Source organism: Phycisphaeraceae bacterium, from assembly GCA_020639155.1.
In the GTDB taxonomy this organism is placed as follows: Bacteria; Planctomycetota; Phycisphaerae; order Phycisphaerales; family UBA1924; genus JACKHF01.
This window is the reverse complement of sequence record JACKHF010000002.1, coordinates 12108-25558: the sequence shown is the minus strand read 5'-3', so window position 1 is coordinate 25558 and position 13451 is coordinate 12108. Positions and strand designations below refer to the sequence as shown.

The following is a 13451-nucleotide window of genomic DNA, read 5'->3' as shown; positions in this document are numbered from 1 at the left end:
TGAGTGAGGATGCTCACATAAGAAAAACACGGTGTTTCGATGAAAAAACCGCGTCGTTGTGACACGGTTTTACTTTGATGTGACAAGATGAACCAACAGTGAAGTCGGAGTGATTTCTCGTTTACTCGCTACCAACCTTGGCGAGCTGCCACTCCTCGATCTCGATTGGTGCCTGTCGGCCGAAAATGGTGACAAGCACACGAACCAACCCCTTCTCGGGAAGCATCTCGTCGACGGTGCCCTCGTAGTTCTCGAATGGACCATCCTTGATCGTGACGTGCTCACCCTTGGTAAACGCGAGTTTGATATCCGGGAGTTCTTCGGGCTTCTTCGAGTCGATAAGCATCTTCTCGATCTCGTGTGATTTCATCGGTGTTGGTCGGCCGGCCGTGCCGACAAAGTCTCCAACACCCGTGGTTTCCTTGATGAGGAAGAACACATCCTGCGGGATTCGGCCATCCTCTTCCAGTTTCATCTCGACAAAGACATATCCCGGGTAGAGCTTTGTCTCTTGGATCTTCTGCTTGCCACTCTTGATGACCTTTGTTTTTTCGGTCGGAACAAGGATCCTCGCAACGAGATGGGTCATGCCTTCGATCTGCACCTTGCGCAGCAGCGTGTCCCGAACAGACGATTCCTTGTTTGATGCAACACGAAGCACAAACCAGTCCATACCCGGCGCTGAGCGCATCGCCTCCCCAGCAGGAATCATGCCCTCAATACTGGACTCGGTCTGAACGCTCGTCTGTTCCGAAGTGGTGTGCTCTTCTGTTGCCACAGTGTGGGTCTCCATACGGAGGGCCTTGGAATCGAACCTGAACATGAAAACACGGGTGGGCCGAGCCAGCGGGATCTTGCCAGCGGCTGCATATGGTAGGAGGGATATGGCAATCCGGCGAATGAAGCCCGAACGCCCTTTCCAGGCCCGGACACAAGGGAATAAGCCTACATCCGGCGGATTCGCATCGCGCTGAACAGCCACTCGAAGAAGAAATCAACGAAAAACAACGATGCTGCAATCGCAAACGACGCCACAATGACCACAACCGTCGATCTAATGACATCCTTGCGTGTCGACCAGTTTACGCGGCGCATCTCAATGTCCGTTGCGATAAGAAACTCGGACGACTTCTTGTGGACGCCAACGTAGTAATAAACGGCAATCGCTCCGATGAGAATCGTCAGAGCTGCCAGACCACCTGAGATAAAGATCGGCTCGATCACTGGTTTTCCGGGAATCACAGATGGCACTGCAGCGAAATCGTTCGGGCCTTCAATGCGCACAATCTTGTCGTTTGATACTTCCGCGCCAGCAGACATTGTGTCGATCAACAGGCTGCCTGTATCAGTCTTGCCCTGCACCGTTGCAGAGCCCGCTTCCTCAAGACTCCCATTCTCTCCCTCAATGAAGAAGTGAACAACGTCACCAACACTGGGCGTAACTCCATCGGGGTTTTCAAGATACACCTGCGAGGAGGCACGCGGCAGCACATTTGCCAGCGTGGTGCCTTCGTTGAAGAGCCACGCAGCACAGGCAAGGAACAGCGTGCCAATGAACACCGCAGTCAGGGTGCGTACCCAGTAGCCTTGTCCCTGCTTGTAAATGCCGAATGACATGCTGCTGTGTTCCTCGATCCTGTCCCAGACGTGTGGTGAAGGACCAGCGGGCCAAACTGTCCAACACGTCGGGAGGGACTCGAACCCGCAACCTGCGGATTTGGAATCCGCTGCTCTACCAAATTGAGCTACCGACGTTCGTGCTCACGTGGAACGGAGTGTTTCACGTGGTCTCACCATCAGCAGACAGCAGAAACGCTGCCCTTGTTGCTGGGTATTACTTGCGTTTGATTTTGTGGACCGTGTGCTTGCGAAGCGACGGCGAGTACTTCTTGATGCCCTCTTTCATCTTCTCGGGCAGACCGCCCTTGACATTGACCTCGGTGCGGTAGTTGAGCAGCCCGGTCTCGGTGCATTGCAGCCACACGTACTCGCGGGCATCATTCTTTTTCTTGGACTTGGCCATTGCGGATCGGCTCCTCACACTTCCCACCACATCGATTGGGCAAGCCGATCGAGTGGAATCGCATTGATGAAAATCGCTCCCCAGCCGGTAAGCCAAGGGAGCGGGGTCTTATTTGAGCAAACTACTCAATGATTTCGATGACGGTGCCTGAGCCGATGGTACGGCCACCCTCGCGAACAGCGAAGCGGAGACCATTTTCCATCGCGACGGGCTTGCCCATCAAGTCGATTTCCATGGTGATGTTGTCGCCGGGCATGCACATTTCTGCCTCGGAACCGTTCTCACCGATCAGCTTCAACACCGAACCGGTCACGTCGGTTGTGCGGAAGTAGAACTGCGGGCGATATCCCTTGAAGAACGGCGTGTGACGACCACCCTCGTCCTTGGTCAGCACATAGACCTGACCCTTGAACTTGGTGTGTGGCGTGATGGAGCCGGGCTTGCAGATCACCTGGCCGCGCTCGATGCCGTCCTTGTCAACACCACGGAGCAGCGCGCCGACGTTGTCGCCCGCACGACCTTCTTCCATGGACTTGTTGAACATTTCGATACCGGTGATAACTGTTTCGGTCGGCTCTCCACGGATACCGACGATCTGCACCTTGTCGTTGATCTTCGCAACACCGCGCTCAATACGACCGGTTGCAACCGTACCACGACCCTTGATGGAGAACACGTCCTCAACGCTCATGAGGAACGGCTTGTCCTCTTCACGCTCTGGTGTCGGGATGTAGCTGTCGATCGCCTCGAACAGCTCATCGATGCACTTGTTTGCTTCATCGTCGGACGGATTCTCGATCGCGGGCTTTGAGCAGCCACGGACGATCGGGGTGTCGTCTCCGGGGAAGTCGTACTTGTTGAGCAACTCACGGATTTCCATCTCGACGAGGTCGAGCAGGTCCGGATCGTCAACAAGGTCGATCTTGTTCATGAACACAAGAATGTAAGGCACACCCACCTGACGTGCGAGCAGCACGTGCTCACGTGTCTGCGGCATGGGGCCGTCAGCAGCGGACACGACAAGAATCGCGCCGTCCATCTGTGCAGCACCGGTGATCATGTTCTTCACGAAGTCGGCGTGGCCTGGGCAGTCCACGTGCGCGTAGTGACGATTCTCTGTCTCATACTCTGTATGCGACGATGCGATCGTGACCGTCTTGTTGGAGTCACGAACGGTGCCGCCCTTTGTGATTTCAGCGTATGTCTTCGCTTCGCCGCCGAACTTCACAGCAGAGCGAGCGCTAAGCGCTGCGGTCAGTGTTGACTTACCATGGTCGATGTGACCGATGGTGCCAACGTTCACGTGTGGTTTTGTTCTCTCAAAGACGCCCTTGGCCATGGCTTGATTGCCTCCAACAACTACGTTTCTTCCGATGATTCCGCGTTCGGGTTACAGATAAACAACTGCATCCCACGAACAGTGGCGATGATTCTGGTGTTGAGCCCCCGGTCGGGCCCTGTGCCCTCACCGCCGAACCGACCACCAACTGACCTGAACTCTCGTCCGGGTCGTGCTCCCACGCACACCAATACAGCACCGGTACGCGATGGGCTCTGATTATTGTCATGCTGCAAGGAAAAGGCACGCCGAGACGCAGGAAAAGCCTGCCCGGCTCCGCTTCATCGGCATCAATCCATCCGCCGATCTGCCATTGCCCGCTGCAATCCAAGAAAGCCGTTGATGGGATTTGAACCCATGACCTCTCCCTTACCAAGGGAGTGCTCTACCACTGAGCTACAACGGCACAAGAGTCTGTCAGCCCAATGGGATGTGACAATGCACACCAGACAAAGGCCTATCGCTTGCCGAACATGCTCGGCAGAGCCTCGATCGTATCAAAACTGAACAACCGGTCAAGAGACCGAACGCGCTCCAGCAGGCTTACAGCACCATTGCCCAGCCCCCTGAATACGCCATCATTTTCGGTTTGTCAGTTGATGCGGATGTAGTAGTACACAGCGACGTTATTGGGACGTGTTTCAACACCGCCGGTCCCCTTTGTTTTACCTCTTAGGCTCGCATCGTCTGTTTGGGTTGAAGACCAGATTTCATACGACTCGCCATGAATAGGATCTGTACTTTTCGCTCCTGGCGGATGGAAACTCCTGGCATATGCCGGAAGCGATTCGTTTCCAGCACCCAAGTTATTGGCACCTGCTCCTTTCGAACCCCCAAACATCCAATGTTGATGTGAAGCAAAAGCATGCCGCTGAAAACTTCCCGCTGCTCTCTCGCCATCAGGATCTTCGAATCGATCTCTGCCTGCGTTGATTCCTCGCAAAAACACGCCGCGAAGATCAGGCACTGAATTCTCCTTTCCAGGTTCCATGTAGATTTGTTGACCTTGCAAAAGCTCCTTTGCAATGCTCGCATATGTCGAGCCTGCTACGTTTTGGCCATCTGCAAGCACCCACTGTTTCTTGTTGATTGACTTTTCAACGTCACCAACTAACGACGCGAACTTATCAGGAGGAAGCATTGAGGCAATAACAGTTCCCACTGGAACGGGCATGTATGAAGGATTTTGCTTTATAAAATCATCAAGTATTTGTACATCTATTTTGTCTTTGCTTTTTTTAAGATGTAACTCAATAACCCTGTTTCCTTCTGTTTTTAAAAAATCAGATATCGATTTTTCAACACCAACAGCAATCAACTCACTTTTTGTCGTTTCTATAACTACTTTTGTTGCATCATCGCGTAGATCCTTTGTAAATGAATAAAACTGTTCCTGGCTCTTTTCTACATGCTTTGCTGTCGAGTCCATGTAATCACGAAACTTATTGCGCTCTGAGTTCAACTCAGAACAAGAGGTTATTTGTGTTACCGAAAACAATGTTGTCAAAACAAAAGTTCCAGCTCCAACAAAGACTTTTATTGCTGAATCCCTGGATTTTGTCGATTTAATAATAAGCCTTGCGTGGTCTTCGTACTTTTTATTTAAATCATCTTTATGGCTGCTAGCCTGATTGGCTAAGTGCTCGCGATACTTCTGAACCTCCTCCTCAAGCGATTTCCGAATTTCTGTTACGAGAGCTGTTGGGTCTGGTACTGACATCGTATTTTTCCTTCTTCATGCACAAGCGCATACAACTCGAGAATAGGCAACAGCAAAAACACTCCATGACTAGGAGATATCCGTATTTATACGAACACAACAAGACACGACAGTGCCTTGCTAATGTTAATAACTTGCTTTCCAACTTAGGCTGCGATATCGAAATCATCGCCCAGACTGTGCGGCTCAGTCAGAGACCCCCACTTGTCCTTGGGCAGATGGCGATGGTGCACGCGAACGACCCGGGCAAGCTGCGATCCGACCAGCGTCGCTACCGGCTCGATCAGTTCGACCAGCTTTGTAGAAAATGGGCACTGTTGATCCTGGAAGAACGCGACCACAGCCAGCACCTCGCCATCCGCTCTGCACGGCGCGAGTAGCATCTGGCGATCGCCCATCCACACATCACTGATCCCGAGCTCGCGCTGAATCTCGCTCGCGCTGCGGAGATGCAGTTGATTCGGCAGATGATCCACATGGGCACCAACCGCATCTGAAATCTCATCCAGCAGCATGTCCAGATGCTCTGGGTTCAGATCGTTGTTGACGTATGCACCGAGTGAGAAGTCGCCGCTCGTGCCCGGTAGAAATACAGCTGTGTTGCACGCACCCACACACGCGAGTAACTGCTGGAGCGCAGTGCGGAGCACACCCTCAAGATCAAGTTCTTGCCGAAGCAGCGTCTGGAACTCAGTCAACTGCTTTGTTGTATCGAGTGTCAGCGACATCTCGTCGAACATGTCGACAAGCCCGTCGACCAGTGCGCCGAACGATTCGTCCGGACGTTCTTCCGCGTTATCCTGCGCAAACTCGCCGTGCTCACCGCAGAGTGCCCAGAGTGTGTCGATGTGGCGCTCGTGCGTGCGCTTCGATCGGCCCGCGTTCAATGCATCGATGAGACGTGTTGCGATTGTGTTCTTTGCAAGCTCACGATCGATGACATCTATCACACCGCCACGAACCGCAGCAAGACTGTCCTCAAGTCCGGGCTTTACCATCAGCACAGCAACGCCGATGCCGGGCCAGAGTGTGGCAACCTCAGCTGCGCGCTCCATGCACCCTGCAGACTTCGCATCAACGATCAGCAGAACGTAATCATCAGGGTCATACTGCACGATCGCTTCGCGAACTGAGCCACAGCGAACGATCGATGTTGTGTGCGGGGACAGCGTCTGATTGACGAACTCCCACACGCCCTTGCGACCAGTCACGACCAACACTCGCCCCTTTGAGCGCGTGCCAACCGGGGGTGTTGTCCCTGCGTCGTTGTCGCGATTGTCTGACCCGAACAGCTTCATCCGTGACTGCTCCAGCGATGTCATCGGTGGCTGCAACGTCCGTGTCACAGCACAGAATCGCGGGCGAAACGCAACCCGACCCCCGTGCATCGGTTGCAAAGGTGCGTCGCTTGAGTCAGTTTGTGTGGGTTGTGCGAACTGCCTGCTGGGGCGCAACGCTTGCCGAGGATCCCTCTCCCCCCACATCGCCAGCCAGTTTTTCCGTTCTTTCACGCAAAAGTTCAAGAACCGCGGAGACTTCGTTCGCCGCAGCACAAATTGTGCGCGCCACAGACTCCACATGCACGTCGTTTGTTGCGTGTGCAAGTTGATCTGCGCGATACGCGATCACAGAAACCGGCATCTCGACCTGTTCCATCACAGTTGCGGTGTCCTTGCCGAGTTCTGCCAGCATTGATTGCGAACGAATCTCATCCTGCATCGACGTAAGTTCGACCATGGATGTTGCGTGATGCGATGACTGCGACTGAAGCTGCTGCATCTGCGACCACGCGACAATGCGCGAACCCCACACAGTCGACAATGCACGAAGCAGTTCCACTCTCTTTGCCGCATCATCAAATGCACGTTTGTGCACAAGCAAGGCGCAACAGCCAGTATCAGAATCGAACACAAGCGGCATCACACGTGCGGACGCATCATTCTGATACATCTCAGACAACCACGGCGCAGCACTGATCGGGAGTCTGCCCAGCATGGCTGGATCGGCAAGCTCAATCCAGCCTGTCATGTCCTGCTGGAGTGATGAATGCTGAATATCGAGCACGCGCGAGGCAATCGGATGTGTGTGCTTTGTCAGCTCGTCCTTGTTCTGGCGCAGCGCAATCCACGCGTTGCCGAAGGTCGGTCTGACAAACAACGTGTGGTCGTCCGACCCGAATAACGCACCCGACGCTTCAAGGATTGACCCAGCAACAGCATGGATGTCGGCCGACGACGAACTCCGCTCGATTGTGCGCGTAACAGATGCCAGCACGTTCATCGCACGATGGGCGTGTTCTGCGTGGGCATCTGCAATCTCATGGTGCGACGCAATCTCGCGATTAGCTCGCCCCACCGCGTCGATCATCAACTCTGTGTCTGTTGCTTCCTCAATCCCGAGCAGCGCGGCACGCTCTGCAACAATCGCAGGGAGCTTCCGTGTGATCTGATCGCACAAGTGCTCGGTGATGCCCATGAACCGATGGGTCTTTGCTGGGCTCGTCAGTTCGTCGTACTCGCCGGAAAAACCCAGGTGGCACGAGCGCGCAATCATCTGCGCACAGTGCAGAATGAAGGCAACCGCATCAACCTGCTGTTCTGTCTTTGGATCCGCAGCAGATGCAATCGCCCCTATTGCTGACGCATCCTCATCGGGCAGATTCCATCGCGTGCAGAGATGGGCGGACGCTTCGAGATTGTTAATTCCGAGCACTTCCGTCTCAGCTTGGGTTGCCGAACTCAGTCGCATGCGAGCAAGCGCGAGCACGCGCGTGTAACTCTCGGGAAGCACAATATCGAGCGCGAACTTGCCGGTGCTCGCCATCAGTCCCATGACAAACGCCCGACTTGATTGCACATGCATTGCTGGGAGCGCAATCGCGAGTTGCTCGGCCGCACAGGCAACCGCAACCGTGTGACGCCAGAGCCCTGCCCAGTCGAGTTCCGATCGCACGAAGGGTGATCGCTGTGACTTCGTTGATGATTCGTGATCGTTGCGAGCCTTTGCTTCCGCCCGCTCGCGTGCTGCTTCGATCGAGTCGTACACACTCACGGCAAGCACCGCATCGCGGACCGGCTCAAGCCCGAGCATCACAATCGCACGGCGGAGCGATGGGATCGCTTCGAGTTCATCGCGTTCTGTCTGTCTTAGACGATTGCAGACACTCAGCACACGAAGGGCGAGCGCTTTGTCTGCTTCCAGAAAACGCACAATGTCGTGAAGATCGATGTCACTGGCACGCGAGACGCGGAACAGACGGGACAGTAGCGCCGACGGCGGGACCATTGAGTCGATCGCTGCGCGCACGCGTGCTGCACGCGCCTCGGGCGTGTGAGCGTTGGCGGTTGTTCTTCGCGTCGTGGTTCGTCGCGCCAAGCCGATCTCCTGTCAGAACAAGGATTCCCAGCTCGTATCGACGAAATGAGGCCAGGCGCAGTCATCAGCGGGACAGGGTCATGCCCGGACACCACCAAACGATGACAACCGCGCAATCTTTGCGCACACGCTTTGCACACATGGTCATACTTCGCGTTGCTTTGCTTCGTGCTCCACCTTCGCTTGCCACTGGGTCACCGCATCCGGGTCTCGTCCGTAGATCGGCACGAGCGACTCGGGGCTCACGGCTGGCAGATGCGGGAGCAGATCGAGCATTGCAACAGGACTGATCAACGGATGCACAAGCGTTACGCCGCGTTCGATCGCGCGTGCGCGCAGCTGCTCAGGGAAGTGCGAATCAGCAATGAGCGTGTCCGATGTCATCTGATCGAATGAGTCAGCATCGATCACCTGAATATTGGTCACTGTGTAAGGCAGCACAATCGTCGTCACATGCGCGCTCGCTGGCTCCGTGCCATATTTCCATGTGCGTTCATTCTTCGATGCGAGCGCAACAGAGACAGTGGCAGGCAGCGAACAGGCCTTCGCTGTTGCAGCGACAACCGACAACGCGGACGGAACTGGGATACAGATCGCATCGTTCAGCCAGCACACCATCTTCGCGCACGTGATCGCGATACGTAACCCCGTATACCCGCCGGGTCCGACCGAAACGCCGACAAGCTTTACATCGCCTGGGTTCACACCGGCCCGCTCGCACAGGCGCGCGATAGCTGGCATGAGTTGATCGTCGTGGCGATCGATCTGCGACCCCGCTCGCCGACGTGGTGTTTTCTCACCCTGTGTCCGAGCCTCAAAGATTTCCACAACAACGAGTTCTATCTCGTTGGCACCCGTGACCTTCCCCAGCGCGACACCCGACCCACACGCAAACGACACAACAGAATCAGTGAGCGCAACGATGGACGGATTCGATGTCTCGATCGAGAGGACAAAGGAGCCGGCTGGAAGGGAGTGGGTCATTGGGGCAGACAGCCTATGTCGCTGATCCCGCCAGAGCGATCCCGAGATGACATCCGCGTCGACAGGATGCTGACAGATTCACGTTTTCAGGCCCGAAATCGAACCCGACGGGCCATCCCTGCGATATGATCGCCCAATGGACCACGCACCAAAGGACGACAGCGGACTGGGGATCTTCTACGCCGACCGGCGGGTCATCGTGACCGGGGGCGCAGGGTTCATCGGTGGGCATCTCGCTGAGCGCCTCGTCGAACTCGGTGCGAGCGTGGTCGTCGTCGACAACCTCGCGAACTCGACCGACACCCTCCCCCGCAGGCTGGAACGGGACTTCGGCAAGCGGTTCTGGTTTGTCCGCGGGACCATCATGTCCACCGAGACCATGCGGATCGCGGGCAACGCCCTCGGACGCGGGGCAAAGCCGATCGTCTTCCACCTTGCTGCGATGGGATCTGTCATCAGGTCGGTCGAGCAGCCCGAGATGACGATGGAGAACAACGTCATGGGCACACTCCGCGTCCTGGAGTTTGCCAAGGCGATGGAAGCCCATCGCGTCGTGTTCGCGTCCAGTTCCTCCGTCTATGGCGACGACCCGGCCCAGCCGAAGGTCGAGACTATGACACCTAAGCCCATGTCCCCCTACGCCGCATCAAAGCTCGCGGGCGAGGAACTTTGTCGGACGTGGTCACGCACCTACGGTCTCTCAACCGCGTGTCTTCGGTTCTTCAACGTGTTCGGCCCGAGACAAACCGCCGAGTCGCAGTACGCTGCGGTTGTACCCGCATTTACCAAGTGCCTGCTTGGGGACAAGCCACCAACTATCTACGGCGATGGCGAGCAGTCACGCGATCTCACCTATGTCGATAACGTCATCGAGGCGCTGCTCCTCGCGGGTGTGGTCGAGCAGGATCCCAGGGGTCAGGCAATCAACATCGCGTGCGGCGGATCAACATCCATCAACGAACTGGCGCGCATGATGGGGTCCATCCTCCGCAAAGCAAACATCAAGCCGAAGCACATGCCCGAGCGCAAAGGCGAGGTAAAGCATTCCAGCGCCGACGTGTCACTCGCGAAGAAGATGCTGGGGTTTGAGCCAAATATTGGTGTCGAGGAGGGGCTCGAGCGCACACTCGCGTGGCGGACGAAGGACATGCCCGAGATCGTCACGATCACACCGAAGCGCAGACCTGTCGTTACAACACCTGCTCCCACCAAACAAACTCAACCTGCAAAGCCAGCTCCAAAGCAGACCGCAACCGCACAAAAGCAATCGACTCCGAAACCGGAATCCCCCGCTGCGAAGGAACCATCGAACACATCGAATAACGAGGATCCCGCTTCGCAAACAAAGCCTGATGCAGAATCGGGCGAATCACTCTTCCAGAACAAGCCCGTGTCGCTGGCACGCAACTCAAACAAGAACAAACGCAAGGGTTCCCGTGGCAGGCCGGTGGCAGGATCAGAACTGGGATCAAGCACACAATCGCGTGTTAATCCGCAGCCCGTGACAAAGCCCGTGCAATCAAAGCAGACCAACTCAAGCGGGAGCAATGATTCATGACGCGTCTGTGGTCTCTCGTCATGGGTTGTTTTATGCTGCTGGGCTTGCTTGTTCGCACGGGGTTTCGAACACGAGGCCCGTACTGGCGCTGGCGCATCGATACAGCCTTCGGTCGTGGCATGCCGGAATCCAGACGGGAACGAATCCACACCACGCTCGACTACGGCGCGTGGATGTGGCGCATGCGCAGGCTGTGAACGATTGTGACTGATCTGATTTCTTTGTTCGTTTCTTTGGAACATCGCACGAATGACGCACACACCGATCTATCTCGACAACGCATCTACAACGTGGCCCAAGCCTCCCGAAGTCGCAGACGCGATGGCAGACTTCATCCGGACTGGCTGCGCCTCGCCTGGTCGTGGCGGATACAGAATGGCAGTCCGCAGCGCCGAGTACGTCTCACGACTGCGCTCGCATCTGTCGAGGATGATGAACGCACCCGCAACTGAGCGTGTCGTTATTACACCCGGCGCAACAGACTCAACAACTATGGCGATCATGGGTCTGTTTGCACATCTACCAAAGCCGACAAAGCCAATGCGTGTCGTCTCGACAGTCCTCGAACACAACGCGGTGCGCAGGCCCTTGTATCTGCTTGATCAGATGGGCATCATCGAATGGGTGCAGGTGCCATGCGACAACGACGGCCTCATGCGCACAGAAGACGTGCTCGCGCACGTAAACGAGAGCACGGTGCTCGTCTCGATGATGATGGCGAGCAACGGCGTTGGCACACTGCTGCCGGCACTCGAAGTGTGTCGCGCGTTGAAAGACACACGCCCCGAAGTACTCACGCTCGTTGATGCATCACAAACGATGGGTGTCATCCCGATCGACGTGCAGGCTGACAACATCGACATGCTGCTGTTTCCCGGTCATAAAGCTCTCATGGGCCCTACCGGGATTGGTGTGCTGTACCTGTCAGAGCGCGCGACGGGTGAGACACCTGTCAGCACGGGACTGCGTGTCGAGCCGACACGTCTCGGCGGAACGGGTGGCGACTCGGGCAAGGACTCCATGCCAACGAAGATGCCCGCGCGCTACGAGGTCGGGACGCACAACACTGTCGCATGCGTGGGTTTGCTCGCAGCGATCGAAGCGGACGGATATCCCAAGGGCCACGACGCGCTCGCCCACGAGCGAGCGATGTGCAAGCGCATCATCGACCATCTCACGGACCATCCAAAGGTGCGCATTGTCGGCACGCACGATGTGAGCAACCGCGTCGGCGTTGTTGCGATCTCAGCAGAAGACTGGGCACCGGGCGATCTCGCAGCTGCGCTCGATGCAGAAGCGGGCATCTGCGTGCGGAGCGGGTTCCTGTGCGCTCCCGGCGCACACAAAGCACTCGACACATTTGCAACCGGTGGCACCGTGCGCATGAGCCCGGGTGTGTACACAACAGATGCGGAGATCGACGTGCTGCTGAAAACACTCGACACGCTCATCACTCGATAACCCAGCGAGGTGTGCAATGACAACATCGCGCGCACAAGCACTTCGTATCGCGGCGCAGGCTGCAGACACATCGCGCAGGTTCGGCGTCGACTTTGTCCCTGTCTCGTCTGAGGCGCGATCATTTGCAGCAGAAACCAGCTCGAGTGGTGTAACCGAGGACAATCGGCGCGTCATCGAGACAAAGCCAGAACCAGCAATCAACGTTGTTGTGCGCACAGATGGACACAGCACGGAGCACCTCACCACCGACATGCCACGCACATCAAAGAAGACGAAGCAGGCGCAGCTCGATGACATCCTCGCACGGTACATAAAGGATGAGCCGCACAAAGGATTCAACACAAACTTCAAGAACATCGTCTTCGGCGAGGGGAATCCGGATGCTGATCTGATGTTTGTCGGAGAAGCCCCCGGCGCAGACGAGGACGAGCAGGGCAGGCCGTTCGTCGGCAGGTCGGGGCAGTTGCTCGACAAGATGATCGCAGCGATGGGACTCAGCCGAAGCGACGTGTACATCGCGAACGTGCTCAAGACGCGTCCCATCAACAACGCAACACCCACGCTGGACCAAGCAGAGAAGTGCTCGCCGTATCTCTTTGATCAGATACGCGTGATCAACCCCGGCGCGATTGTGACGCTGGGCAAGCCTGCTGCGCACCTGCTTCTCAAGTCAGGTCTTGCGATGGGGCAACTCCGCGGTCGCTGGTGGACTTTCCGCGACGATCGACTCGGTCTCGATCCCGTCGAGTATCAAGTCATGCCGACCTTCCACCCCGCGTACGTTCTAAGGAACCACACGCCCGAGACGCGAGGGAAGGTCTGGTCGGACCTCCAGCAGGTCATGAAGAAAATAGGGCTTCCAGCCTAGAGCCCCAGGACATCCTCGCGCTCGACATTCATTCAGCCAGAGACGAATAATCATGCAATTTTGCGGATTTTCAGCCTCAAACCGGGGGCTTCCGCCCCAGATTTTTTTTCACTTGAATAGGAA

At 56.2% G+C, this 13451-nt stretch carries 12 protein-coding genes and 2 tRNA genes; 4 read left to right on the top strand and 10 right to left on the bottom strand.

The annotated features are described in order from the left end of the window. Positions 1 to 121: 121 nt before the first annotated feature. From nusG to H6815_10675, 10 genes are all read right to left on the bottom strand, one after another. Complete coding sequence (gene nusG / locus H6815_10720) at positions 122 to 793, bottom strand: transcription termination/antitermination factor NusG (protein MCB9860908.1); 672 nt, start codon at positions 791 to 793, stop codon at positions 122 to 124. A 152-nt stretch (positions 794 to 945) separates the two neighbouring features. After that, positions 946 to 1617, bottom strand: a complete 672-nt coding sequence (gene secE / locus H6815_10715) for a preprotein translocase subunit SecE (GenBank protein MCB9860907.1) — start codon at positions 1615 to 1617, stop codon at positions 946 to 948. Positions 1618 to 1681: 64 nt separating this feature from the next. Then, positions 1682 to 1755 (bottom strand) — tRNA-Trp (locus H6815_10710). Positions 1756 to 1834: 79 nt separating this feature from the next. Next, positions 1835 to 2023, bottom strand: a complete 189-nt coding sequence (rpmG, locus tag H6815_10705) for a 50S ribosomal protein L33 (GenBank protein MCB9860906.1) — start codon at positions 2021 to 2023, stop codon at positions 1835 to 1837. A gap of 121 nt (positions 2024 to 2144) precedes the next feature. Then, positions 2145 to 3362 (bottom strand): elongation factor Tu, encoded by a 1218-nt coding sequence (tuf, locus tag H6815_10700; GenBank protein MCB9860905.1) that lies wholly within the window; start codon positions 3360 to 3362, stop codon positions 2145 to 2147. Positions 3363 to 3696: 334 nt separating this feature from the next. Next, positions 3697 to 3768, bottom strand: a tRNA-Thr gene (locus H6815_10695). Between the two features lie 186 nt (positions 3769 to 3954). After that, complete coding sequence (locus tag H6815_10690; GenBank protein ID MCB9860904.1) at positions 3955 to 5082, bottom strand: hypothetical protein; 1128 nt, start codon at positions 5080 to 5082, stop codon at positions 3955 to 3957. Positions 5083 to 5228: 146 nt separating this feature from the next. After that, positions 5229 to 6404 (bottom strand): hypothetical protein, encoded by a 1176-nt coding sequence (locus tag H6815_10685; GenBank protein ID MCB9860903.1) that lies wholly within the window; start codon positions 6402 to 6404, stop codon positions 5229 to 5231. Positions 6405 to 6495: 91 nt separating this feature from the next. After that, positions 6496 to 8457: an HDOD domain-containing protein gene (locus H6815_10680; GenBank protein MCB9860902.1), complete on the bottom strand. Its 1962-nt coding sequence runs from the start codon at positions 8455 to 8457 to the stop codon at positions 6496 to 6498. Between the two features lie 144 nt (positions 8458 to 8601). After that, the gene (locus H6815_10675; protein ID MCB9860901.1) at positions 8602 to 9441 is read right to left on the bottom strand and encodes a hypothetical protein; all 840 of its coding nucleotides are present in this window, start codon (positions 9439 to 9441) and stop codon (positions 8602 to 8604) included. Positions 9442 to 9577: 136 nt separating this feature from the next. On the opposite strand from H6815_10675, the gene H6815_10670 reads away from it, so the two are divergent. The 4 genes from H6815_10670 to H6815_10655 are packed head-to-tail and all read left to right on the top strand — an operon-like array spanning position 9578 to position 13328. Then, positions 9578 to 10999 (top strand): SDR family NAD(P)-dependent oxidoreductase, encoded by a 1422-nt coding sequence (locus H6815_10670; protein MCB9860900.1) that lies wholly within the window; start codon positions 9578 to 9580, stop codon positions 10997 to 10999. Continuing rightward, positions 10996 to 11196: a hypothetical protein gene (locus tag H6815_10665; GenBank protein ID MCB9860899.1), complete on the top strand. Its 201-nt coding sequence runs from the start codon at positions 10996 to 10998 to the stop codon at positions 11194 to 11196. The genes H6815_10670 and H6815_10665 overlap by 4 nt, the downstream gene beginning before the upstream one ends. A gap of 52 nt (positions 11197 to 11248) precedes the next feature. After that, positions 11249 to 12460, top strand: coding sequence for an aminotransferase class V-fold PLP-dependent enzyme (locus H6815_10660; protein ID MCB9860898.1), 1212 nt, complete (start codon positions 11249 to 11251; stop codon positions 12458 to 12460). A 16-nt stretch (positions 12461 to 12476) separates the two neighbouring features. Further along, positions 12477 to 13328: a uracil-DNA glycosylase gene (locus tag H6815_10655; protein MCB9860897.1), complete on the top strand. Its 852-nt coding sequence runs from the start codon at positions 12477 to 12479 to the stop codon at positions 13326 to 13328. Positions 13329 to 13451 lie beyond the last annotated feature (123 nt).